The organism is Ruegeria sp. BG10, assembly GCF_056538575.1.
Window position 1 is genome coordinate 198,584 of the sequence record NZ_JBQFTI010000003.1, and the last position, 22,909, is coordinate 221,492.

General features: G+C 62.5%; 21 protein-coding genes. 9 read left to right on the forward strand and 12 right to left on the reverse strand.

The window, feature by feature from the left end:
• The first annotated feature begins 12 nt into the window (after positions 1–12).
• Together ACR0D8_RS14335 and ACR0D8_RS14340 are read left to right on the forward strand one after the other, a co-directional pair.
• Positions 13–1,434 carry a pyridoxal phosphate-dependent decarboxylase family protein gene (locus ACR0D8_RS14335; RefSeq protein ID WP_480647461.1) on the forward strand — a complete coding sequence of 474 codons (1,422 nt, stop codon included), beginning with the start codon at positions 13–15 and terminating at the stop codon, positions 1,432–1,434.
• 1 nt (position 1,435) lies between these two features.
• On the forward strand, positions 1,436–2,206 hold the full coding sequence (locus tag ACR0D8_RS14340) for an HpcH/HpaI aldolase family protein (protein ID WP_480647463.1): 771 nt from the start codon (positions 1,436–1,438) through the stop codon (positions 2,204–2,206).
• Between the two features lie 4 nt (positions 2,207–2,210).
• On the opposite strand, the gene ACR0D8_RS14345 is transcribed toward ACR0D8_RS14340, so the two are convergent.
• Entirely contained in the window at positions 2,211–3,353 is a 1,143-nt protein-coding gene (locus tag ACR0D8_RS14345) for a DUF3095 domain-containing protein (RefSeq protein WP_480647464.1), read from the reverse strand.
• A gap of 140 nt (positions 3,354–3,493) precedes the next feature.
• Between ACR0D8_RS14345 and ACR0D8_RS14350 the strand changes: the two genes are divergently transcribed.
• The 4 genes from ACR0D8_RS14350 (at position 3,494) to ACR0D8_RS14365 (ending at position 7,907) form a co-directional block, all read left to right on the forward strand.
• The gene (locus ACR0D8_RS14350) at positions 3,494–4,666 is read left to right on the forward strand and encodes an MFS transporter (RefSeq protein WP_480647466.1); all 1,173 of its coding nucleotides are present in this window, start codon (positions 3,494–3,496) and stop codon (positions 4,664–4,666) included.
• 23 nt (positions 4,667–4,689) lie between these two features.
• Positions 4,690–5,721: a glycosyltransferase family 4 protein gene (locus ACR0D8_RS14355; protein WP_480647468.1), complete on the forward strand. Its 1,032-nt coding sequence runs from the start codon at positions 4,690–4,692 to the stop codon at positions 5,719–5,721.
• A gap of 103 nt (positions 5,722–5,824) precedes the next feature.
• Positions 5,825–6,847 carry an aspartate-semialdehyde dehydrogenase gene (locus tag ACR0D8_RS14360; protein WP_480647470.1) on the forward strand — a complete coding sequence of 341 codons (1,023 nt, stop codon included), beginning with the start codon at positions 5,825–5,827 and terminating at the stop codon, positions 6,845–6,847.
• 259 nt (positions 6,848–7,106) lie between these two features.
• Positions 7,107–7,907: a transporter family protein gene (locus ACR0D8_RS14365; protein ID WP_480647471.1), complete on the forward strand. Its 801-nt coding sequence runs from the start codon at positions 7,107–7,109 to the stop codon at positions 7,905–7,907.
• 85 nt (positions 7,908–7,992) lie between these two features.
• Here the strand turns inward: ACR0D8_RS14365 and ACR0D8_RS14370 are convergent, their stop codons facing one another.
• The 8 genes from ACR0D8_RS14370 to ACR0D8_RS14405 all read right to left on the reverse strand — a co-directional run bounded on the left by ACR0D8_RS14370 (position 7,993) and on the right by ACR0D8_RS14405 (position 16,750).
• Positions 7,993–9,039: an ABC transporter ATP-binding protein gene (locus tag ACR0D8_RS14370; RefSeq protein ID WP_475155973.1), complete on the reverse strand. Its 1,047-nt coding sequence runs from the start codon at positions 9,037–9,039 to the stop codon at positions 7,993–7,995.
• Complete coding sequence (locus tag ACR0D8_RS14375) at positions 9,039–10,286, reverse strand: MGH1-like glycoside hydrolase domain-containing protein (protein ID WP_480647474.1); 1,248 nt, start codon at positions 10,284–10,286, stop codon at positions 9,039–9,041. Before ACR0D8_RS14375 ends, ACR0D8_RS14370 begins: the two co-directional genes overlap by 1 nt.
• Positions 10,287–10,291: 5 nt before the next feature.
• Entirely contained in the window at positions 10,292–11,500 is a 1,209-nt protein-coding gene (locus ACR0D8_RS14380; protein ID WP_480647476.1) for a carbohydrate ABC transporter permease, read from the reverse strand.
• Positions 11,500–12,735 carry a carbohydrate ABC transporter permease gene (locus tag ACR0D8_RS14385; protein ID WP_480647478.1) on the reverse strand — a complete coding sequence of 412 codons (1,236 nt, stop codon included), beginning with the start codon at positions 12,733–12,735 and terminating at the stop codon, positions 11,500–11,502. The genes ACR0D8_RS14380 and ACR0D8_RS14385 overlap by 1 nt, the downstream gene beginning before the upstream one ends.
• Positions 12,736–12,798: 63 nt before the next feature.
• A complete protein-coding gene (locus ACR0D8_RS14390; protein ID WP_475155984.1) occupies positions 12,799–14,154 on the reverse strand; it encodes an ABC transporter substrate-binding protein in 1,356 nt (451 codons plus the stop codon).
• Positions 14,151–15,308 (reverse strand): LacI family DNA-binding transcriptional regulator, encoded by a 1,158-nt coding sequence (locus ACR0D8_RS14395; protein ID WP_480647727.1) that lies wholly within the window; start codon positions 15,306–15,308, stop codon positions 14,151–14,153. The genes ACR0D8_RS14390 and ACR0D8_RS14395 overlap by 4 nt, the downstream gene beginning before the upstream one ends.
• 152 nt (positions 15,309–15,460) lie before the next feature.
• Complete coding sequence (locus ACR0D8_RS14400; RefSeq protein ID WP_480647479.1) at positions 15,461–15,997, reverse strand: SRPBCC family protein; 537 nt, start codon at positions 15,995–15,997, stop codon at positions 15,461–15,463.
• Between the two features lie 102 nt (positions 15,998–16,099).
• Positions 16,100–16,750, reverse strand: coding sequence for a carbonic anhydrase (locus ACR0D8_RS14405; protein ID WP_475155994.1), 651 nt, complete (start codon positions 16,748–16,750; stop codon positions 16,100–16,102).
• A 142-nt stretch (positions 16,751–16,892) separates the two neighbouring features.
• On the opposite strand from ACR0D8_RS14405, the gene ACR0D8_RS14410 reads away from it, so the two are divergent.
• The 3 genes from ACR0D8_RS14410 to ACR0D8_RS14420 all read left to right on the forward strand — a co-directional run bounded on the left by ACR0D8_RS14410 (position 16,893) and on the right by ACR0D8_RS14420 (position 19,462).
• Entirely contained in the window at positions 16,893–17,282 is a 390-nt protein-coding gene (locus ACR0D8_RS14410) for a hypothetical protein (RefSeq protein WP_480647482.1), read from the forward strand.
• Between the two features lie 63 nt (positions 17,283–17,345).
• Complete coding sequence (locus ACR0D8_RS14415) at positions 17,346–18,728, forward strand: leucyl aminopeptidase family protein (RefSeq protein ID WP_480647484.1); 1,383 nt, start codon at positions 17,346–17,348, stop codon at positions 18,726–18,728.
• Positions 18,725–19,462: a C40 family peptidase gene (locus ACR0D8_RS14420; RefSeq protein ID WP_480647486.1), complete on the forward strand. Its 738-nt coding sequence runs from the start codon at positions 18,725–18,727 to the stop codon at positions 19,460–19,462. The genes ACR0D8_RS14415 and ACR0D8_RS14420 overlap by 4 nt, the downstream gene beginning before the upstream one ends.
• Here the strand turns inward: ACR0D8_RS14420 and ACR0D8_RS14425 are convergent.
• The 3 genes from ACR0D8_RS14425 to ACR0D8_RS14435 form a co-directional block, all read right to left on the reverse strand.
• A complete protein-coding gene (locus ACR0D8_RS14425; protein WP_480647488.1) occupies positions 19,459–19,809 on the reverse strand; it encodes a DUF2794 domain-containing protein in 351 nt (116 codons plus the stop codon). The genes ACR0D8_RS14420 and ACR0D8_RS14425 overlap by 4 nt on opposite strands.
• Positions 19,810–19,885: 76 nt before the next feature.
• Complete coding sequence (locus ACR0D8_RS14430; protein WP_480647490.1) at positions 19,886–21,550, reverse strand: ABC transporter permease; 1,665 nt, start codon at positions 21,548–21,550, stop codon at positions 19,886–19,888.
• 120 nt (positions 21,551–21,670) lie between these two features.
• A complete protein-coding gene (locus ACR0D8_RS14435; protein ID WP_480647492.1) occupies positions 21,671–22,891 on the reverse strand; it encodes a phenylacetate--CoA ligase family protein in 1,221 nt (406 codons plus the stop codon).
• Between the last annotated feature and the right edge of the window lie 18 nt (positions 22,892–22,909).

Here is a 22,909-nt window from a genome sequence, read left to right on the forward strand (position 1 = left end):
CCGAGGGTCATGATGAAGTGGGACGAATTCGCCGACTGGGGCAAGATGGTTGCCGAGTGGACGCAGGATTATCACCTGACCGTTGGGGACAGACCGGTGCGCGCCCGGTCGCAGCCGGGGGATATTCTGAACGCCCTGCCCGCTGAACCGCCCGAGCAGGCGCAGGCGATCGAGGATATCTTTCGCGATTTCGAACAGATCGTGATGCCCGGGATCACTCATTGGCAACACCCCCGGTTCTTCGCCTATTTCAACTCGAACGCATCCGCGCCCTCGGTGCTGGCCGAGTTTCTGGCCAGCGCCATCGCGCCGCAATGCATGCTGTGGCAGACCTCGCCCGCCGCGACCGAGATGGAAACACGAATGATGGAATGGCTGCGCCATGCGCTGGACCTGCCGCCGGGGTTTTCCGGCGTCATTCAGGATTCGGCCTCGTCTGCCACTCTGGCCGCCGTGCTGACCATGCGGGAAAAGGCGCTTGGATGGCAGGGCAACCAGCAGGGGTTATTCGGCCGGAAGCCGCTGCGCGTCTATTGCTCGGCCGAGGTTCACACCTCGGTGGACCGTGCCATCTGGATCGCTGGGATCGGGCAGGACAACCTGGTGCGCATCCCGTCCAGAGAACCCTGGCGCGGGATGGACCCCGCCGCACTGGAAGCGGCGATTCAGTCCGATTTAGAGTCTGGTTTTCAGCCAGCGGGCATCATTCCCTGCGTCGGCGGAACCAGTATCGGCGCAACGGATCCGGTGGCCGAGTGCCTGCAGATCGCGGCCCGGTACGGGCTGTATTCCCATGTGGACGCGGCCTGGGCCGGATCAGCGATGATCTGCCCCGAATACCGGCATTACTGGGCCGGGATCGAGCAGGCGGACAGCATCGTCTTCAACCCGCATAAATGGCTGGGCGTGCAGTTCGATTGCTGCGCTCATTTCCTGAAAGACCCCGATGATCTGGTACGGACACTGGCAATCAGCCCGGAATTCCTGAAAACCCATGGCAAGGACGGGATCATCAACTATTCGGAATGGTCCGTCCCGCTGGGCCGCAGGTTCCGGGCACTGAAACTGTGGTTCGTGATACGGGCCTACGGGCTGGAGGGCTTACGCGCGCGCCTGCGCAATCACGTGAACTGGTCGGTTGACCTGCATGACCGGCTGGGCGCCGAGCCGGATTTCGAAATCATCACCCCGCCCATGTGGTCCCTGTGGACCTTCCGTTACGCCCCTGCCGGGGTCCCCGATCTGGACGATCTGAACCTGCGGCTGGTAAACGCCATCAATGACGATGGCCGCATCTACCTGACCCAGACCCGCGTTTACGGAAATCTCGTGATCCGTTTTCAGGCCGGTCAGTTCGAAACGACCGAAGATGACGTCCGGATGGCCTATGATGTAATCACAGACATCGCCCGCTCATTACCTCAGAGGTCCTGACATGCCTGCACCCATCAATGAATTCAAACGCTCTTTGCTGAAGGGTGACCAGCTGATCGGCTGCTGGTCCAGCTTTGCCGAGGCGGTCACCGCCGAGATCATGGGCACCGTCGGGTTCGACTGGCTGGTGATTGATGGCGAGCACGCACCGAACGATATCCGCTCGGTCCGCGATCAGCTGATGGCGCTGTCGCACAGCCCGTCCCATCCGGTGGTGCGGGTGCCGGTGGGGGACACGGCCCTGATCAAGATGGTGCTGGATGCGGGTGCGCAAACGATTCTGGTGCCGATGGTGGACAGCGCCGAACAGGCGCGCGAGCTGGTACGCGCCTGCCGCTATCCGCCCGAGGGCGTGCGCGGGGTCGGCGCGATGGCTTCGCGCGCGACGCAGTACGGAACCACTGCGGAATATATTCAGACCGCGGACGCGCAGATCTGCCTGCTGGTGCAGGTGGAAAATCGTGCCGGTATGGCCGCGCTGGACGATATTCTGAAGGTCGAGGGCGTCGACGGGGTGTTCATCGGTCCGGCGGACCTGTCCACCGATATGGGCTATCAGGGCAACAGCGCCGCGCCCGACGTCCGCGCCGCCATTGCCGACGCGATGGTGCGGATCACGGCCGCAGGCAAGGCGCCCGGCATTCTGGGCACCAATGATGAGGCGATCCAGGCCTATCTGGACATGGGCGCGCAGTTTCTGGCAGTGGGGATCGACGTGATGCTGCTGGCCCAGGCGGCGCGGGCGCTGGCCGCAAAGTGGAAGGCGAAATAGCGCGTCAGCCCTGCATGGCGGCAGCTGCCTGCGCGTAACCGCCCGAGGCCCCGTCGACGAAATGCACATGATCGTCGCGGGTGGCCGATGGCACAAAACAGGTCATCATCGCCTCATCCTGTGCATGCAGGCCGTACCGGATCTTGCCCTGCCCACGGGCCCGTTCCAGCACCATCCGGATTTGCGCCAACGTCTCCGGGTCGCAGTCCAGCGTCATTTTCAGCCCATCATCGAATTTGCGGAAATCGGCATTGCGGCTGACCATGCGCTTGTAATGCTCGGGCTCGAAACTCCCCAGCCGTTTGCCCGTCTTGAACAGCAGCGCAATCAGCAGGTTCTGGCCCAGCAGCAAAAGTTTCTGCAACAGCAGATTGCGGCCGCCGCGCGAGACGTGGGCGTCGATGTCGATGCCCGGTGGCGGCCAGCCCATAGGCGGGCCGTTTTCCGCAACCGGGTGTCCGGCGCGCTCCAGCCCTTCGGAGGCAGCCAGAACCAGATGCGCCAGGTCGGCAAAATCTGCCTCGGTCGCCTGCGGCGTCGGCTGCACCACGACCGAGACGATCCGGCCGTGCCGTGCCGGGCTGTTCGACCAGCGGCAGGACAGGCCGGTCAGGTCCGGCAATGCGCCCGGTGCGGCCGCCGGCACCATGAAGTCTCCGGCCTTCATCCGCGCCTCGGCCCAGGCCAGCCCCCCGCCCGAGAACATGGCGTAATCCACCCCGTTCGAGGGCGCGTACCGGGCCACGCGCAGGTCCTTGCCGGCTAGGCGCAGTTCAGCCACGGGCACAATCGCCCCGCGCAGCGCGATGGCAAACTCCTCTTCGGCCCAGCGCCGCAGGTCGGCCAGAACGGTGCGCGCGGCGTCGGCGGCGCCTGCGGGCACCGCAAAGGCTGCGCCGTCGCCGCCAAAGACGTAGGGAAACTCCTTGCCCTCCAGCGCGTTGATCATGGCCGATATCACCGCAGCTCCGACCGTATTCACCGTCTTGTATCGCCCCTTGGCAATTTCACCGGTGGAATCGACGATATCGGCGACGCCCAGCACCCAGTCGTCAGGCACCGCCGTAAACCGCGCAGGTTCCGCAAGACGGGTGAAATCCCGCTGCAACGGAAGGCTGTCGTAAAAATCGGCCTGGGCGTCTTTCATTGGCACCTCGGGTTGATGGTTAAGATCAAAGATAGCCCGAATGTGATGGCTGTCTGTGGAAATCATCACAGCACACGCGCTTGTGCGAAACTCTGCCACGTGCCAAGCATTGCCCGCAGGTCGCGGAAGAGGGACGGTTCATGAAGGCAGGTTTGGTGGTCTTGTGTCTGGGCTATGTGCTCAGCCAGTTTTTCCGCGCCTTTCTGGCGGTGCTGAGCGTTGATCTGGGCCGGGACATCGGCGCCACGCCCGAGGATCTGGCCTTTGCCTCGGGCCTCTGGTTTCTGGTCTTTGCGGCGATGCAACTGCCGGTGGGCTGGGCGCTGGACCGGGTCGGGCCGCGCCTGACGGCGGCGATACTGCTGCTGGTCGGCGGCGCAGGTGGCGCGGCGCTGTTTGCCGTGGCGGGCACGCCATTTCACATCGCCATCGCCATGGGGTTGATCGGGGTTGGCTGTTCTCCGGTCCTGATGGCGTCCTATTACATCTTCGCGCGCGAATACCCGCCTGCGCGCTTTGCCACGCTGGCGGCGGTGATGCTGGGCGTCGGATCGGTCGGCAATCTGGTGGCCTCATACCCCACGGCACTGGCGGTTGAGCTGATGGGCTGGCGGGCCACGATGGGAACGCTGGCGGTTGTCTCGGCGGCGATTGCATTGGGCATCTGGATCACCGTGCACGATCCCGAAAAGGTCGAGACCGAACACAGGGGATCCGTGCTGGACCTGCTGAGGGAACCCGCCCTGTGGGCGATCCTGCCGCTGATGCTGGTCGCCTATGCCCCATCCGCCGCCACACGCGGGCTGTGGGCCGGGCCGTATCTGAGCGATATTTTCAGCCTCGGCACCACCCAGATCGGAACCGCAACGCTGATCATGGGGGCGGCGATGATTGCCGGAACCTTTGCCTATGGGCCGCTGGACCGCCTGATGGGCACGCGGAAATGGGTGATCTTCGGCGGCAACGCGCTGGGCACGGCGGCATTGGTTCTGCTGTGTCTGTGGATCGACAGCGCGGTCTGGCTGGCGGTGCTGCTGATGGCGGTGATCGGGTTCATGGGGGCCAGCTTTCCGGTCATCATGGCCCATGGCCGCGCCTTCGTGCCGCCGCATCTGGTCGGGCGCGGCATGACCCTTCTGAACCTCTTTGGCATCGGCGGCGTGGGCCTTGCCCAGTTTGTCACCGGCCGCATCCATGCCGCCACGGTGGACATCAGCCCGACCGCGCCCTACACAGCGATATTCGGCTTTTTCGCGGTCACGCTTGCCATCGGCTGCGTAATCTACCTTTTCAGCCGCGACAGCGTCGATTGACGCTGGAACCGTCAGGAGTGTCCATGTCCGACCCGCGCGTCATTGCCCCCAATCTCAAACGCAGGCTTTCGGGCGTGACGGCGACGATTGCGCGGCTGGTGCCGCTGCAGGTGCGATGGATCGATATCGCCGCCACTGGGCCGGGCTTGCCTGCGGACATCCCGCATATCCCGCTGGGCCGCCTGCCGTTCCTGTCGCGCAAAACCCTGCGCGTCTGGCACGCACGGCGAAACACCGAGATGCTGCTGGGTCTGATCCTGCGCAACATCTTCCGATTGCGGCTGAAACTGCTGTTCACCAGCGCCTCGCAACGGACCCATACCGGGTATACCAAATGGCTGATCGACAGGATGGATGCGGTGGTGGCCACGTCTCGCAAGACCGCCGGCTATCTTGAGCGCGATGCGCAGGTGATCATGCACGGCATCAACCTGCAGGATTTCACGCCACCCGAGGACAAAGCCGCCGTTCGCGCCCGTCTGGGGCTGCCTGACGGTCTGCTGCTGGGCTGCTATGGCCGCATCCGCCACCAAAAAGGCACCGACGCTTTTGTCGACGCGATGATCGACCTGTGCGACCGCTTCGATGACGTCCACGGTATCGTTATGGGCCGCGCGACCGAGAAACACACCGCCTTTCTGGCCGAGCTGAAAGACAAGGTCGCCAAGGCGGGTCTGTCCGACCGCATCCTGTTCATGCCCGAGGTCACCGTGGATCAGATCGCCGAATGGTATCAGGTGCTGGATCTCTTCATCGCCCCGCAACGCTGGGAGGGCTTCGGCCTGACCCCGTTGGAAGCGATGGCCTGCGGTGTGCCGGTCGTGGCCACCGATGTCGGTGCGTTTTCCGAGATCGTCACCGACCCGTCGCTGGGCCGCGTGGTGGAACCCGGCGAAATCCCTGCGCTGGCTGACGCCGCTGCCGACATGCTGTCCGACCGCGATTCCCTGACGCGCTCGGGCACCGCCGCCCGCAGCCATGTCGAGCAGAATTTCGATATCAACGGCGAGGCCAAGACCCTGGTCGCCCTGTATGAACGGCTTCTGGCGGACTGATCCGCTTCAATTCGCCGTCAATCGCGGAATTCGGTGCCGAAAACCCTTTTTTCTTCGCTGCAACGCGGCTATGAACGCGCGTCCTTAACTTTGGAGACATGAAATGGGCTATCGCGTCGTCGTCGTCGGCGCCACGGGTAACGTGGGCCGCGAAATGCTGAACATCCTGGCGGAACGCCAGTTCCCGGTCGATGAACTTGCCGCCCTGGCAAGCCGTCGTTCGCTGGGCACCGAGGTAAGCTTTGGCGACAAGACACTCACGACCAAGGACCTGGACACGTTCGATTTCACCGGCTGGGACATGGCGCTGTTTGCCGTGGGGTCCGAGGCGACCAAGGTTTACGCCCCCAAGGCGGCCGCGGCCGGATGTGTGGTGATCGACAACTCGTCGCTCTATCGCTATGACCCGGACATTCCGCTGATCGTGCCGGAATGTAACCCCGAGGCGATCCACGACTACAAGAACAAGAACATCATCGCCAACCCCAACTGCTCGACCGCGCAGATGGTTGTCGCGCTGAAGCCGTTGCACGACCGCGCCAAGATCAAGCGCGTTGTCGTGTCGACCTATCAGTCGGTTTCGGGCGCGGGCAAAGAGGGCATGGATGAGCTTTGGGATCAGACCAAGGCCATCTACAACCCCACCACCGAGGTTGAGCCGAAGAAGTTCCAGAAACAGATCGCCTTCAACGTCATTCCGCAGATCGACGTCTTCATGGAAGACGGCTCGACCAAGGAAGAATGGAAGATGGTTGTCGAGACCAAGAAGATCGTCGATCCGTCGATCAAGGTCACGGCCACCTGCGTCCGCGTGCCGGTTTTCGTCGGCCATTCCGAGGCCGTGAACATCGAGTTCGAGGAATTCCTGGACGAAGACGAGGCGCGCGACATCTTGCGCGAGGCGCCGGGCATCATGGTGATCGACAAGCGTGAGGCCGGTGGTTACGTCTCGCCGATCGAATGCGCGGGTGATTTCGCCACCTTCATCAGCCGTATCCGTCAGGATTCGACCGTCGAAAACGGTATCAACCTGTGGTGCGTTTCGGACAACCTGCGCAAGGGCGCAGCCCTGAACGCCGTGCAGATCGCCGAGTTGCTGGGCCGTGAGGTTCTGAAAAAGGGGTAAGACAAATCCCCGAAGACCAACGAAACCCCGCCAGACCAATGGCGGGGTTTTTTTGTTTTGTGGCCGCGCCGGCAGTTCGGTTCGCCCGCCTTCGTCCATAGCCATAGTGCCGGATCGCCACATCCCGGAACTAATTTAAACTTCGCCTAACCACCTATCCTTTCCGGATTCTACACTCAACTCAATTACTTAGGCCGGGTGAATTTCAGGAATTGATGTCATGAGAGTTTCTGCGCGTGTTTTTTCAACATGTCTTTGTTTGGTCGCAGGCTTCGCAAACGCCCAAAGCAATGACGAGGCCGCTGAGATCGCCAAGGACCTTGCCAACCCGTTTGCCGATCTGATTGCCCTGCCTCTGGTCGTGGAACATACGCGCAATATCGGGTCCGCTGACGGGCACAACACCTCGCTCAGCTTTCAGCCGATCTATCCGTTTACCCTGAATGCCAACTATACGCTGACGACCCGAACGATCATTCCGCTGGAATGGCAAAATGACATCGCCGGGAATTCCGGCTCTCAATTCGGGCTGGGGGATATCGAACAAGGGTTCTTCATCGCCCCCAATGCACGGGAAACACGGCTTGGCGATTACTCGGTTGGCGCGGGTCTGCAGGTGACCTGGCCGACCAGTACGGATCGCCTGCTCGGGTTGGGAACGCTGGCCGTGGGCCCGACCGCAGCGGCGCTGATTCAGAATAACGGCTGGACCTATGGCGGGCTGGTCGCCCAGCAATGGGGCGTGCTGGAAACCCGGAACAACGTGCCGGAGGTAAATACGACGTTTCTGGAACCGTTTCTGTCTTATACCAACGCCAGCCAGTGGACGTTTTCCGCGTTTTCGGAAAGCGAATATGACTGGACGGCAAGCGAATGGTGGGTTCCGATCACCGTCGAAACCGGCAAGCTGATGCAGTTCGGACAGGTCCCGATCCAGATTCTTGGCGGAGTGACCTATTGGGCCGACAGCCCGCCGGGCGGCCCGGATGGTGTCGCGTTTCGTCTGGAAACGACGCTTGTTCTGCCAAAGGACTGGCGCAAGTTCAGCGGGAAGAATTAGGGCGCCCATCCTGCACTATTTTTGCGGTGACTGACAAGGCCAGTTGGGTGTGGTGCAGGCAGATCCGGCACCACCCCGAACCGCTTTACAACGCCTGCCCTTCTGCATCGAAGAATTGCAGTTTTTCCGGCGCGAAATGCAGGCCGATTTTGGTGCCGGGCTTCAGGTCGGTGTCACCGCCAAGGCGGACGGTGACCATTTCCCCGGTGCCGCAATCGACGATAACGAACATGTCGGCGCCCAGATATTCGACCACCTCGACCATACCGTCGCTGTGTCCCGCGCCGGGTTCGACGACACTGATATGTTCCGGGCGAATGCCCAGTTTGGTAGCCGCGCCCGCCCGGTCAAATGGACCGCTGCCGCCGTTTTCCAGCTGGAACCGGTCCCCTGACACGGTACAGGGCAGGACGTTCATCTTCGGGCTGCCGATGAACTGCGCCACGAACAGATTGGCCGGGCGTTCATACAGTTCGCGCGGGGTGCCGACCTGGGCGATCTTGCCGAATTCCAGTACCACGATGCGGTCGGCCAGTGTCATCGCTTCGACCTGATCGTGGGTCACGTAGATCATCGTGCGGTTCAGGCTCTGGTGCAGCTTGGCGATCTCATAGCGCATTTCGACCCGCAGGGCGGCGTCGAGATTCGACAGCGGCTCGTCGAACAGGAACGCGGTGGGGTCGCGCACGATGGACCGACCGATCGCCACCCGCTGCCGCTGACCGCCGGACAGATCCTTGGGGCGGCGTTCCAGATAAGGGTCGAGTTTCAGGACCTCGGCCGCCTTGCCTACACGTTCGGCGATCTCGGTTTTGGCGACGCCCGCTACCTTCAGCGAAAAGCCCATATTCTCGGCCACAGTCAGGTGAGGATAAAGCGCGTAGGACTGGAACACCATGGTCAGCCCGCGTTTTGACGGCGGGTGATCAGTGACATCCTGCCCGTTGATCAGAAGCGACCCGCGCGAGATATCCTCAAGCCCGCCGATCATCCGCAGCAGGGTGGATTTGCCGCAGCCCGACGGGCCCACAAAGACGACAAACTCGCCTTCTTCGATCTGCAGGTCGATGCCTTTGATCACCTGCGCAACGCCGAACCATTTTTCGACGGCTTTGAGTTCGATACTGCCCATCAGTTCCTCCCTGCCCAGTGGAGCCACACCGCGGCCGTCCACGTAAACGAATTGCCACCGGCGGGGCCGCCGGTCATCGGGTCGTAATATTCGGCGAAACCGTTGCCCGCGATCAGGCGCGCGGTTTTCAGGCGCAGGGCTTCGGCTTCGACACCGTGGCCCATTTCGTCCAGGCCAATCCCGGCCATCATGTTCATGAACGCCCAGGTCGGCCCGCGCCAATACCGGCGCGCGTCAAATTTGGGCATGTCCGGATCGTAGCTGGGGATCGGATGCGGAACCGTGGTCAGAATCGTCTTGAGACGTTCCAGCATCCGTTCGGATTCCAGCCCCGCGTACCAGCACAGGTAGCTCGCGTTAGAGAGGCTTTCGGCCCATGCCCCGGTATGTGCATCGCGCGCGTCAAAGGCGCCCAGCGCGTCGTTCCACAGCGACCCGGCCCCGGCTTCGAGCCGGGCAATGTCGCTGCGCAGACCCGCGGCCTCAAGCCCAAGTTCCGTGCTGATGACCAATAGGTCGCGGGCAGCGCGCAAGGTGGTGAAACTCATGGTCGGGTCAGCGACGCGAAACGGGTTGAGGTCCAGCAGTTTCTGCTGATCCCAGCCGACCTGCTGCCCGATCTGAACCAGTTTGATATAGCGGTCATAGTCATATTTGGTCGGCCGGTCGGCACTGTTGACATGGCCAGTGTCGCGGCGCTGATATTCGCCCACATCCGAGGCGTCGATGCCTGCCATCGCCCCGTCCCAATCAGGGGCATTGTCGCGCCCGGCCTCCCACGGATGGGTGGCGCAGACCGCGCCATGATCATCCAGACGCCATTTCATGATCCAGCGGTGCCAGGCCAGCATGGCGGGAAACAGCGCCCGCAAACGCGCGGTGCCGGCGTCCCGGTCCGTGTCCCAGATCCGCCGCGCCATGGTGGCAGCAATCGGTGGCTGGGTCACGCCAGAGGACGGGATCGGCCCGGTGCCGCCCCAGACATCGGGGCCGGGAAAGTACCCCGGATCGGGCTTATGGAACAGGATGTGAGGGATCATGCCGTCCTCCCACTGGCCCGAGAACAGCGTCTCAAGCTCGGTCCAGGCACGGTCGATGTCGAATTCGGCAAAGCCCAGCGCCGCGACCGCGCTGTCCCAGTTCCACTGATAGGGGTACAGGCCGCTGGTCGGGATCGTATAGCCGCCCCGATCATTGGCAATCAGGATGTTGCGGGCCGATTCACTCGGCGTTGTATGGTGGTTCATATCAGTCATCCTTTGACCGACCCTGCCGTCAGGCCTTTGGTCATGAAACGTTCAAGCCCCAGGAACAGGGCCATGATCGGCACGGTGGCGATCACTGCCCCGGCCATCAGGTGCTGGCGGGGAATTTCCGAGGAGTTCAGCATCGTGACCCCGCGGGTCAGGGTGAATTTCGACGGGTCGTCCAGCAGCATGAAGGCAAGCAGGAATTCATTCCAGGCGATCATGAAGACATAAAGCGACACCGACGCCAGCGCCGGCAGGCTGAGCGGCAGCGTGATCTTCCAGATCACCGAGATACGCGAGAGGCCATCCATCAGACCAGCCTCTTCCACCTCGGTCGGCAGACCGCGGAAATAGCCCTGCAGCATATAAAGGGCGACCGGGATCGTCGTGACCGGATAGATCATCACGATCCCCAGGATCGAGTTGCGCAGCCCGGTCAGCGAGAAGGCGATATAGATCGGCAACGCCAGCACGATCATCGGCACCATGTAGATCAGCAGGATCGAGCGCGAGAACGCCTTTTGCCCCTGAAAGCGGAACCGGGCCACCGCGTAGGCGCCGGGCACGCTGAAGGCCAGCGTGATGAACACGGTCAGGCACGAGACATAGAACGACGTCCACAGATAGGTGCCGAAATTGAAATCCCGGAACAGTTCCGTGTAGCTGCGGAACAGCGCTGTGCCTTGGCTTAGATCAACCGAGAAATCCAGCGGGTTCTGCAACAGCGCCTGCTGCGATTTCAGGCTGGTCATCACCATCACGTAGAACGGAATGATGACGATGGCGGTGAAGAAGATATAGCCGAATCCGGTGCAGAACCGGATCACCGCGTCCTCGTATTCGTGGCGGGTGAGCTCGCCAAAAGGCAGTTCCTTCAGGATCTCGGCCATGGAGACATGCATCACGGCCACCACTGCGATCACGGTAATCAGCGTCGCCTGCAGCGTGGTGTCCGACCCGATCAGAACCGGGCCAAAGCCGGTCAGGCAGGACAGGCCCAGCAGGGCCGACACCCCCAGACGGGCCGGGGCGTGGCGGGCCGGAAAGCGGACATAGGCCAGACCGGCGACCGCCCCCCAGATCAGGCTCAGCAGCACCTGCGGACGAAACGCCGCGCCGGTGGCGAAGGACATGGTGACCGCGACGGTGGTGGCGATGACCACCAGCCAGAGTGCGCCCAGAACCGGGCCGGTTATATACCCTTTGCGCATCACAAACCCTCCTCTCGGCTGATGAAGCGGAAAAAGAAGAAGCTGAAGGCAATCAGGCACATCAGGATCACCACGGCCACAGCCGCGCCCGCCCCGATGTTCGAGATCGCAAAGGCCTGTTCATAGACATTCACGGTCAGCGTGCGGGTGCCTGCATTGCCGCCGGTCAGCAGGAAGATGTCGTCGAACTTGTTGAACGTCCAGATAAAGCGAAGCAGGAACAGCACCGACAGGATGCCCAGCAATTGGGGGATGCTCAGCAGCCAGAACTTCTGGAACGGCGACGCACCATCCATATCCGCCGCTTCGTACATGCTGGAGTCGATGGACTGCATTCGCGCCAGAATGAACAGGAACGACAGTGGGAAATAACGCCAGATCTCGAACACCGTGACCATGATCAGGGCCAGCGGGCGTTCGCCAAAGAAATTGATCGGGTCATTGCTCAGCCCCATTTGCACCAGCAGCGCGTTGGCGGATCCCGAAAACGGGTCGAAAAGGGTGACCCATGTAAAGGCCACGGCGATCACCGGCGCCACATAGGGAAACAGGTACAGGCCCCGGATAATGCCCTGCCCGCGGAAGCTTTTGTTCAGCAGCAGGGCGGCAAACAGCCCCATGACCAGTGCACCGATCGTGCCGAACACGGTGTAAAACAGCGTCACCCAGAGAACGCCCCAGAACTCTGACCCGTCAAAGACGCGGGCAAAGTTTTCAAAGCTGAATTCAAAATTGGTCAGCACGTTCGGCCCGCTGCCAGTCACGGTGGGCTCGGAATCCTCGACCAGTTCCTCGATCACGTCCGGATCACCGTCAAGCGTGACCGGAATGCGGATGCGTTCGCGCTGACCGCCTTCCAGCGTGCCGAAGTCGCAATACAGGTTCCGGCCGTCCAGAACACAGGGTGCAACAACGTCGCCCGTGGCTGTCACCTCATCGGGCAGGACGTCGCTGAGGGTGACGCCGCCGATGGCGATTTCCTGGCTGGAGTTGCGCAGCCGGTACTCGATCCGAAGATCGTCGCCCGATCCGCGCAGGCTTTCACGGACAACCGGCGCAGGCGGGCGCAGGTCGGACAGGGTAAAGGGCTTGAAGCTGATCCAGATGATCGCCAGCAGGGGCAGGATCACCACAAGCGAGACGCTGATCACGGTCGGAGCCAGCAGCGCCCAGGCCAGACGCGCCTCGCGTTTGGCTAGCGCCCCGGTTCCTGTCGGTGGGGTGGCCGAAGACATGGGGTACCTCGAAGGGTTGAATGCAGCGGCGCAGACGCCGCTGCGAGTGCCGGTCGAGCGGGATTACTGGACCTTGGCGAGCTCTTCGTTCATGGCCGCAACGGCGGCGGCTGCATCGACTTCTTCGTCGATATACTGGCGGACGATCCGGTTGATGGCCTGGCTGTTGATCATTTTAGAAGCCAGCGACAGCTGTCCTTCAGACACGCCCCAGCGTTGCGCCACGTCCAGGCCGCCGACGATCTCGTCGATCATCGCCTGATCGTAAAGCTCACCCAGCGGGGCCTTGCGGTCGACGCCGACCGGCAATTCGGCCCAGGCCTCGGCAAAGGCGGTGGGATTGTCAGCCGTACCGCGCCGGACCGGGAACTTGCCTTCCGGCGCAATTGCCAGCGTCTGGGTATAGCCGTCGTCCATCGCAAATTTCACGAACTCCATGGCGGCGTCTGTATCGGCGTCGCTGGTGATCCCGAAATACCGCACGTCACCCCAGGCCGCGCCATCCGGATTGGACGGGCCGGAAAAGTTGGTCACGATACCGGTCATCGAGGCCAGATCGCGCGATGTGGGATCGTCGTTGATGGTTGGCGGGGCACTGTCACGCAGGCCGGCCAGTTCGTCCAGAATGAAAGGCGACCAGATGATCATCGCCGCCTTGCCGTCAAAATACAGCTCGCGCGACTGTTTCCAGTACAGTTCCCCCGGAGGCGAAGCCTTGGCGATCGCCTTGTAGAAATCCAGCACTTCGGTGGTTTTGGCCTCGTCCAGCGGCTGGAAGCCGTCGGCGCTGACCGGGCTGACACCGTTGGCCAGGAACACATGTTCCAGAACCTGGCTCATGAAGTTCTCGTCAACCTTGGTGGCGGCGACAAAGCCGTACATCTCGGGCGGGTTGTGCAGCGATTCCAGCGCCGCCAGAACGTTGCCAAAGGAATTGGGCGCCTCAAGCCCGGCGGCATCGAACAGGTCCTTGCGGTAGACCACCAACTGGGTCCAGCCATCGACCGGAACCGAGGCTGTTTCGCCGTTGAAGGCTGCCATCGCCAGCGCGCCGGGGGCAAATGTGTCCGTGCCCAGTTCCTCGATCACTTCAGTGGCGGCTTCGGTATCCAGAATGCCCGCCTCGGCCCAGGGCAGGGCGTATTGCAGCGTGTGATAGACCACATCCGGCAGGTCGCCGGCCGCAAAAGCCGCCGTGGCGCGGGTGCCCAGATCGCTTTCGGTGACGGGTATCACTTCGACCGTGGTGCCGGATTCCTCTTTGAACCTGTCCGCCATCTCCTGTTGCTTGGCCAGCCGCTCGGGCTGTTCCTCGGTCGTCCAGAAGCGGATCGTATCCGCCTGAGCCGACAGCGCGGTCAGCGCCAGTGCCAGCGATGAACCCAGCATCAGCCGGGACGCTTTGGGTGTCAGTTTCATGGTCGGTCTCCTCCCCGATAATGATCGTTGACGTGTTGTATCTTTTGCGCCAGTTCCGCTGATGTAAGGCCGGGCGGCCCGTCCGAACCCCCTTCGATCAGGGTGGCTTCGGTCAGCTCGCGCAGGCTTGCGGGGTCCTCGCCCCGGATCTGCCGGATCAGCAAGGTCGCCAGCCGCTGCCCAGCCATGCGGGAATCAACGGCAAAGGTGGTCAGCGCCGGACGCGCATAGCGACATTCCGGAATGCCGTCATAGCCGATGACCGACACATCGCGGCCGATCACCAGCCCCTGATCCCCGGCTGCGGAATAGAACCCCAGCGCCGCCAGATCCGTGGCAAAGACGATGGCCGTGGGCGGCTGTTCCAACTGCATCAGGGCCGTGGCCTGCGCGGCACCTTCGTCCCGCGTTCTGGCGCCATCCCGGATCAGATCCGGGTCGAATGGCAGGCCCGCCGCGCTCAGTCCGTCGGTATATCCGTCGCGGCGCAGGTGGCTGTAGTTGAACTTCAGATCGCTGCCGACATAGCCGATCCGTGTATGCCCGAACCCGGCCAGCCGCAGAACCGCCTTGCGCATCGCCAGCTCGCCCAAGATATCGAACCAAGATGTGCCCTCATAGCTGTTCGGCTGCCCGTAACCGGTCCGCCCGTACAGGATATGCGGCACGTCCAGGTTGCGCAAAAGATCCGCGCGGGAATCCTTGACCAGCGTCCGCGGCAGGATGAAGCCGTCCGCCTTGCGTTCCTGATACAGCCGGCTGAGGACTTTCAGCGTATCGCGCTCAGATGTTGCCGTGGAAATGGTCATGGTCCAGTCAAACCCGCTGGCCGCCTCGCACGCGCCGGCCAGAAAATCCTGCAGGAAGGGATTGTGCTGATCCGGCTCGTCGCTGTTTAGCACCATCGCAATTGCACGTACCTGGCCGGTTCGGATCGCCTGCGCGTGGCTCAACGGCCGATATCCCAGCTTGCGCGCAGCCGCCTTGACCCGGTTTCGCGTGACCTCGGAAATGTCCGGATAATCGTTCAGGGCGCGCGATACGGTGCTTTTTGAAAGGCCCAGATGCGCGGCCAATTCGTCCAGTTTGACCCGTCCGGATGCCCCCGGACGATTCGCCGAAGCGCGTGGCTGATATGAGAGATTCGCGGTCATTTGTTCCAATTGTTGTTTCCGAAACCGGTTTCGGCAACGAATAAGTTTAAAAAAGAGCAAGGGAGCTTCTATTTCACTCTTTCAGGGTCCGTGGCAGCCCGCCCGCCTGCGCGGGTACGGCGGCCGTGCGGGACGGTGGGCAGGCGCGGCGGCTAGCCCTGGCTTTCGACCAGTGTTTTCAGATTGGACAGGCCGCGTTCATAGTCGCCGCCAACCCAGTTATCCATCATCAGCCCCATCCAGCGGGACATCGGGTTCATGCCCAATTGGGTCTCAAACCCCCATGTCACCTGCGTCTGGTCGCCCTGTTGCGCCAGATCGAAGGACGCCTCCGCGGTGCCCATCTGCCCGAAATCCAGCGCGGTCTTGACCACCTGATCGGGGATGCTTTCGATGATTTCCTGCGTGCCCGAGCCGACCTGCGGGTGATCCGAAGTCCAGCTCAGGGTATTGCCCACTCCGGTCTCGGGGCCGCTGTAGGACAGTTTCGTTTCCGGGTCGCGCGACAGCCAGGGAGACCACTCTTCGGTCGCCTGCATGGAATTCACATAGGGAAAGACCGCGCTGGCGGGCGCGTCGATGGTAATACTGCGCGAGACTTCGGCCTTGCCGGGCAAAAGATAGGACACCCCGACCAGAACCAGAATAAGGACAACAAGGGTGACAAAAACACGTTTGATGAATCGCATGGCGCGCTCCTGATCCAAAAGGAATGACGCCATGTTAGCAAAAAATGGCGCGAAATCAGAGACCTGATCCGCGCCACATGTTCGAACCGGAAACCGCGTCGCTCAGACGACCACGAATTTTTTTTCGGACGGGTCGTAGCATTGCAGCCCGCCTTCGCCGATATCGGTCCACAACCCATGCAGGCTGAGCGATCCATCCTCGACTGCCGAAGACACAAACGGGAAAGTCATCAGGTTTTCGAGCGAGGCGACCACCGCCTGCCGCTCGAACTGACGCGCCTGTTCGACGCTGTCCTCGATATCCGCGACCAGATCGTATTTGGGCTTGAGAATATCCATCCAGCGGCCGACAAAGCTGTCTTTCGCTTCCAGTTGCGGGGCCTGGCCCTTGCACATGTCGATACAGCCCTGGACGCCGCCGCATTGCGAATGGCCCAGAATGATCAGATGCGCGACCTTCAGCGCGGTGACCGCATATTCGATGGCGGCGCTGGTGCCGTGGTGGTCGCCATCGGGCGCAAAGGGGGGCACAAGGTTGGCAATGTTGCGGTGGATGAAGAAGTCGCCCTGATCCGCACCGAACATCGATGTCACATGCACCCGGCTGTCGCAGCAGGAAATCACCATCGCCCGCGGGCGCTGACCCTCGGTCGCAAGGCGGCGGTACCAGACCTGATTTTCGGAATAGGTGGTGGCTTTCCAGCCGTGATACCGTTTGACCAGATAACCCGGCAGAGGTTTCGCTAAGTCCATACTTGTGTCCATTCTCGTGTTTCCGAGGTCGCTGTAACCCGAATTCAAGGAAAATTCGAGCAATTATCCGAAACCATCGCAAGGTTTTGCAAAGGAATTCACCGTCAGTGTCGGCAACGCTGTGGGGGCGATTAGAACTGGGGTGAATGTGGTGGATAAGATTGTCACGCTTGAACACAAGGAATCCGTGCGGCTGGATCAGGACCGGCTGAACGGGTTGTACCGTCAACTGGGCGACAAGAACGCGCTGGACGTGCTGTGCCGAACGGTCGAGGAACTGGCCGTGCGGCTGTCGAACTGCGAACGGTTCTGGCGTCAGCGCGACGGGGCGGGTTTGCGCAAATGCGCCCGCTCGCTGGTGGCCATATCCGAACAGATCGGGATGGTGGCGCTGGCGCGGGTGGCCGGGGACGTGGCGCAATGCGTCGATGCCGGTGACGCGGTGGCGACCGGCGCCACCCTGTCGCGCCTGATCCGCGTCGGTGAAAAATCGCTGACCGTGATCTGGGATCAGCAGGATCTTTCGGTCTGACGGGGCTTGCGGACGGATCGTGGACGGCTAGGCTGGTCGCACGTCAAACCAACCGAGAATTCCATGCCCCTGTCATTTGCTTCCCCGTCCGAGACGTCGCTGTCGCTGCATGTCATCGCGCAACCTGATCTGGACGATTGGCTGAACGATCAGTCGGATGCCGTGGCCGCCTGGGTGCGCGCCAGCGGGTTTACCGGCGCCCTGGGTCAGACCGTGCTGATCCCCGGTCCGGACGGTATGCCGGAACATGCGCTGGCTGGATATGGCAAATGCAGCGGCCGCGCGCGCAAGCGGTTTCCGCTGGCCGCAGCAGCTCAGGCCCTGCCCGAAGGCAGCTATCACATCGCCTCGGGCCTGCCTCTGGATGCTCTGGAGACCGAGTGCCTGGGCTGGCTGCTGACCGGGTACGCCTTTGATCGCTATGCCTCGCAGACCCCGGCCAAGGCCCGCCTGGTGGCGCCCGACGGTGTCGATGCGGCCCGGATCGAGGTTCTGGCCAATGCCGAGGCCCTGATCCGTGATCTGGTCAACACCCCCGCATCGGATATGGGGCCGGATCAGTTGCAGGCCGCAGCCGAGGCTTTGGCGCAGGAATTCGGTGCATCCTGCGACGTGATCCGGGGGCAGGCTCTGCTGGATCAGAATTTCCCGCTGATCCATACCGTGGGCCGTGCCGCCGCGCAGGAACCGCGGCTGATACAGATGAGCTGGGGCCATTCCGGGCCGCGGCTGACGCTGGTTGGCAAGGGTGTGTGTTTCGACACTGGCGGGCTGAACCTGAAGCCCGGCAATTCGATGTCCCTGATGAAAAAGGACATGGGCGGTGCAGCCAATGTGCTGGGTCTGGCGCGGATGATCATGGCGCTGAAGCTGCCGGTGCAGCTGAGCGTGCTGATCCCGGCGGTCGAGAATTCGGTGGCCGGCAACGCGTTCCGGCCCGGCGACATCCTGACCTCGCGCAAGGGCCTGACGGTCGAGATCAACAACACCGACGCCGAAGGGCGGCTGGTGCTGGCCGATGCGCTGGCACTGGCGGATGAGGGAAATCCGGATATGGTGATCTCGATGGCGACGCTGACCGGCGCGGCGCGGGTGGCGCTGGGCCCCAATCTGGCCCCGTTCTATACCGATGATGACGGCGCGGCTGCGGCATTGGCGCAGGCAGGCGAACAGGCCGCCGATCCGGTCTGGCGGATGCCCTTCCACGAGCCGTACGAGGCGATGATCGAACCCGGCATCGCCGATCTGGACAACGCGCCGTCGGGCGGGTTTGCCGGATCCATCACCGCAGCGCTGTTCCTGCGCCGCTTTGTCGGCGACAGCGCCTATATGCATTTCGATATCTATTCCTGGCAGCCCGGCAAGGCCCCCGGGCGCAGCAATGGCGGTCTGGGTCAGGGGCCGCGCGCCCTTTTGACCGCCCTGCCCGGGATACTGGGCCTGTGACCCGCCAGCGCATCATAAAGCCGGTCGTTGACCTGTTGCGCAGCCCGGATGGCCCGCGCGAGCGGCAACTGCTGTTCGGCGACACGGTTCGCGTCGTCGACACGCAGAACGGTTGGGCCCATATCACCGCGGACAAGGATGGCTATAGCGGCTGGGTCGCGTCCGTCCTGCTGGGGCCGGACAAGCCGGAAACCCATTGGATCGCCGCGCCGGCCACCCATGCCTATGAGCAACCGGATATGAAAAGCCCGGATCTGCTGTCGCTGAGTTTCGGCAGCCGGATAATGGTGCTGTCGGAACAGTACGGGTTTCTGGAAACGGAACTGGGTTTCATTCCGGCCGTGCACGCCAAGCTCAGCGCCACCCGGCTGACCGATCCGGTTGCCGTGGCCGAGCTGTTTCTGGGCACGCCCTACCTGTGGGGCGGCAACAGCCGGTTCGGACTGGACTGTTCCGGGCTGGTTCAGGCCGGGCTTCTGGCCTGCGGTCTGCCCTGCCCCGGGGACAGCGGCGATCAGGAGCGTGAGCTGGGTCAGGCCCTGCCTGCGGACACAGCGCCGAAACGCGGCGATCTTCTGTTCTGGAACGGCCATGTGGCCTGGGTCTACGGCGACAACATGCTGCTGCACGCCAACGCCTATCACATGGACGTGACCTTCGAGCCTATGGATCAGGCGATTTCACGGATATTGCAACAGGGCGACGGGCCGGTGACGGCGCATAAGCGGCTCTAATCCGGGTTGACGGCCCGGATCAGCTTGCGTTCCAGCACCCGCAGCACGATGCGCAGGTCATGCCCCCGTTTCAGGATACGCCCATCCATGCCGACGACCGAATACATCCCCTGCTTCTGCCGCAGGCGCGGGTGTTTTTCGACCCGATAGATCGGGTGTTCCGCGGTTCGTCGGAAAATGGAAAACACCGCCACGTCGCGCAGATTGGAAATTCCGTAATCGCGCCATTCTCCGGTGGCGACCATCCGGCCATAGACGGACAGGATATGGGACATCTCGCGCCGGTTGAACGCGACGGGCATCTGGGCCGAGTTTGCAGAAAACCGGCTGGGAGGCTGCATGTTCATGGAACAAGCCTTGCCGGAAAATGCGTTTGAATCAAGCCCGCTGCAAACGGGTGTGGCATTTTTGAATCGCCGCGCGCTAGCGCCGACCGACCTGACGGCAGATCAGAATCACCGGCAACAGCCCTACGGCAAGGATCACCAGCGATGGAACCGCGGCCCCTTCCAGCCGCTCGTCCGAGGCCAGGCGATAGGATTGAATCGCCAGCGTATCAAAGTTGAACGGGCGCATGATCAGGGTGGCGGGCAACTCTTTCATCACGTCGACAAAAACGATCAGCAACGCGGTCAGCAGCGATGGTGTCAGAATCGGCAGATGCACCCGGCGCAGGGTGCCCAACGGCGTCTGGCCCAAGGATCGCGACGCCGCGTCCATATTGGCGTGCACCGTGCTCTGTCCGCCTTCATAAGCGCTGAGCGCGGCGGCCAGAAAGCGCACCATATAGGCCGCCACCAGCAGCCAGATCGAACCTGTGACCAGCAAACCGGTCGAGATATCGAACGTGTCCCGCATCCAGGCGTCCAGCGCGTTGTCAAAGCTGGCAAAGGGCACCATCAGACCCACGGCAATCACCCCGCCCGGCACCGCATAGCCTAACCGCGCCAGATATCCCGTGGCCGCCGAGCCGCGCCCCGGGCGGAGGCGCTGAAAGAACCCGACGCAGATCGCGGCGCAAACGGTCACAATCGCGGCCACTCCCGCCAGCGTCAGTGAGTTCCGGATGAACCCGATATACCGCCGCGAAAGCAGGTTTTGTTCGGATTCCATGCCCATCTGAACCAGAATGAAGACCGGCAGCAAAAACCCCAGCAGCACCGGCACCGCGCAAAGCGTAAAGGCCATCACCGATTGCCAGCCGGTCAGTTGCGCCGCTGGCAGGGACGCGTGGCTTTTCCCCGACTGGTAATATTTCGCCTTGCCCCGCCGCACCCGCTCGGCCACCGCCATGAGCAGCGCAAAGCCCAGCAGGCACAGGGCCAGCTGCGCAGCGGCCGCGCGGTCTCCGATCGAAAACCAGCTGGTGTAGATGCCGGTGGCAAATGTCTGCACGCCGAAATAGGCCACGGTGCCGAAATCGGCGATGGTTTCCATGATCGCCAGCAAAACACCGCCCGCAATGGCCGGACGCGCCATCGGCAGCGAAACGTGCCAGAAGGCCAGCCACGGGCTTTTGCCCAGCGCGCGCGCAGCCAGAAAAGCGGTGGCGCTTTGCTGAAGAAACGCGGCGCGGGCCAGCAGGTAGACATAAGGGTAAAGGACCAGGATCAACATCACCGCCGCCCCCTCGGTCGAGCGGATTTCGGGGAACCAGTAATCGCGCGGACCCCAGCCTGTCACCTCGCGCAGGGTGGTCTGAACGATGCCGGGGTGATCCAGGATGAACGTGTAGGCATAGGCCAGCACATAGGCGGGAAAGGCCAGCGGCAGCACCAGCGCAATTTCAAGAAAGCGCACGCCGGGGAACCGGGTCATCGTCACCAGCCATGCGGCGCCAACGCCGATGGAAAACGTGCCGGCCGCCACCAGTACCACCAGGATCACGGTCGTCACCGCATAGCCGGGCAATACCGTTTGCAGCAGATGCGTGATCGTGTCCGTCCCGCCGGTCACTGCTGCCAGAACAACCGCGACCATCGGCAACAGGCAGGCGGCCGCCACCAGATAGGCCACCGTGCCCACCAGCCGGGTTCCCAACACGCCCCGATTGCGCGTTCCGTGTTCTGAAAATTCGATGTCGGCCATGTTTCCGGTTTGTAACTGGCAAAGGCACAGGGTTCGCCTTTAATCGACCAAAACGCTAAGAAACACCAGTGGGCAGGGGTACAAATCTGCGGCACATACTGCCGCAGATTTGGTTCGGGATCATTCGTAGACGCGCTGATCCTCGATCACCAGACCGTCCTTGGGCAGCGATCCGGGGGCGACAACTTCGATCGCGCCTTTCAATTTCAGCACTTCGACCACGGATCTGGCATAAGCCATGTCATCGCCACCCGGGCTTTCGATCTGAACGGTCATGGTGTCCATTTCGCCCTGCCGGGCGGCAATGACACGAGCTTTGACGATCTCGTCATGCTTGTCGACCAGCGCCGCCACCTGTTCGGGGCGCACGAACATGCCCTTGATCTTGGTGGTCTGGTCGGCCCGGCCCATCCAGCCCTTGATGCGCGCATTGGTGCGGCCACAGGGGGACTGGCCCGGCAGGATGGCCGACAGATCGCCGGTGGCAAACCGGATCAGCGGGTAATCGGGGTTGAGCGTGGTCACCACGACCTCGCCCACTTCACCGGCGGCAACCGGGGTGCCGGTTCCGGGGGTGACGATCTCGACGATCACATGCTCGTCGATAATCATCCCTTCCATCGCCGGGCTTTCATAAGCGATATTGCCCAGATCCGCAGTGGCATAGCATTGCAGACAGGAAATGCCCCGGTCCGCGTAATCCTGGCGCAGCGACGGGAACAGGGCGCCACCGCCGACAACCGCGGTTGAGAAATTCAGGGCCACGCCCATCTCGTCGGCCTTGTCCAGGATCACCTTCAGATAATCCGGCGTCCCGGCGTATGAGGTACAGCCCACATCGCGCGCTGCGGTGACCTGCAATTCGGTCTGGCCGGTTCCGGCGGGAAGGACCGCAGCCCCGACGGCGCGCGCGCCACTTTCAAAGATCATGCCCGCCGGGGTCAGGTGATAGCCGAAACAATTGTGCACGATATCGCCCGCTTCGACGCCTGCGGCATGCAGGAACCGCCCCATGCGCCACCAGTCGTGATCGGTGCTGCCGGGTTCATAAATCGGGCCCGGCGACTGGAACACGTGATGGAACTGGTGCGCCGGTTTGACCGTGAAGCCACCAAACGGCGCACTTGCCGCCTGCGCCTTGGCCAGATCGGACTTGCGCAGAACCGGCAGTTTCGCAAGGTCCGCGGCCGAGGCAATGGTCGCGGTGTCGACATCCGCCAAGTGTCTGGCAAACCCCGGCGCGTTCCTGGCCCGCTCGATCTGAGTGCGCAGGGCTTTGGCCTGATCAGCGGTGCGCTGATCGGCGGAACGGGTTTCGAGCGTATCGTAGAATTTCGTCATCACCAGATCCTCCATCCG

Excerpts from the sequence above, each read along its gene's own strand:
- ACR0D8_RS14335 (WP_480647461.1), top strand. The coding sequence starts at position 13 with ATGAAGTGGGACGAATTCGCCGACTGGGGCAAGATGGTTGCCGAGTGG.
- ACR0D8_RS14340 (WP_480647463.1), top strand. The coding sequence starts at position 1,436 with ATGCCTGCACCCATCAATGAATTCAAACGCTCTTTGCTGAAGGGTGAC.
- ACR0D8_RS14345 (WP_480647464.1), bottom strand. The coding sequence starts at position 3,353 with ATGAAAGACGCCCAGGCCGATTTTTACGACAGCCTTCCGTTGCAGCGG.
- ACR0D8_RS14350 (WP_480647466.1), top strand. The coding sequence starts at position 3,494 with ATGAAGGCAGGTTTGGTGGTCTTGTGTCTGGGCTATGTGCTCAGCCAG.
- ACR0D8_RS14355 (WP_480647468.1), top strand. The coding sequence starts at position 4,690 with ATGTCCGACCCGCGCGTCATTGCCCCCAATCTCAAACGCAGGCTTTCG.
- ACR0D8_RS14360 (WP_480647470.1), top strand. The coding sequence starts at position 5,825 with ATGGGCTATCGCGTCGTCGTCGTCGGCGCCACGGGTAACGTGGGCCGC.
- ACR0D8_RS14370 (WP_475155973.1), bottom strand. The coding sequence starts at position 9,039 with ATGGGCAGTATCGAACTCAAAGCCGTCGAAAAATGGTTCGGCGTTGCG.
- ACR0D8_RS14375 (WP_480647474.1), bottom strand. The coding sequence starts at position 10,286 with ATGAACCACCATACAACGCCGAGTGAATCGGCCCGCAACATCCTGATT.
- ACR0D8_RS14380 (WP_480647476.1), bottom strand. The coding sequence starts at position 11,500 with ATGCGCAAAGGGTATATAACCGGCCCGGTTCTGGGCGCACTCTGGCTG.
- ACR0D8_RS14385 (WP_480647478.1), bottom strand. The coding sequence starts at position 12,735 with ATGTCTTCGGCCACCCCACCGACAGGAACCGGGGCGCTAGCCAAACGC.
- ACR0D8_RS14390 (WP_475155984.1), bottom strand. The coding sequence starts at position 14,154 with ATGAAACTGACACCCAAAGCGTCCCGGCTGATGCTGGGTTCATCGCTG.
- ACR0D8_RS14395 (WP_480647727.1), bottom strand. The coding sequence starts at position 15,308 with ATGACCGCGAATCTCTCATATCAGCCACGCGCTTCGGCGAATCGTCCG.
- ACR0D8_RS14400 (WP_480647479.1), bottom strand. The coding sequence starts at position 15,997 with ATGCGATTCATCAAACGTGTTTTTGTCACCCTTGTTGTCCTTATTCTG.
- ACR0D8_RS14405 (WP_475155994.1), bottom strand. The coding sequence starts at position 16,750 with ATGGACTTAGCGAAACCTCTGCCGGGTTATCTGGTCAAACGGTATCAC.
- ACR0D8_RS14415 (WP_480647484.1), top strand. The coding sequence starts at position 17,346 with ATGCCCCTGTCATTTGCTTCCCCGTCCGAGACGTCGCTGTCGCTGCAT.
- ACR0D8_RS14425 (WP_480647488.1), bottom strand. The coding sequence starts at position 19,809 with ATGAACATGCAGCCTCCCAGCCGGTTTTCTGCAAACTCGGCCCAGATG.
- ACR0D8_RS14430 (WP_480647490.1), bottom strand. The coding sequence starts at position 21,550 with ATGGCCGACATCGAATTTTCAGAACACGGAACGCGCAATCGGGGCGTG.
- ACR0D8_RS14435 (WP_480647492.1), bottom strand. The coding sequence starts at position 22,891 with ATGACGAAATTCTACGATACGCTCGAAACCCGTTCCGCCGATCAGCGC.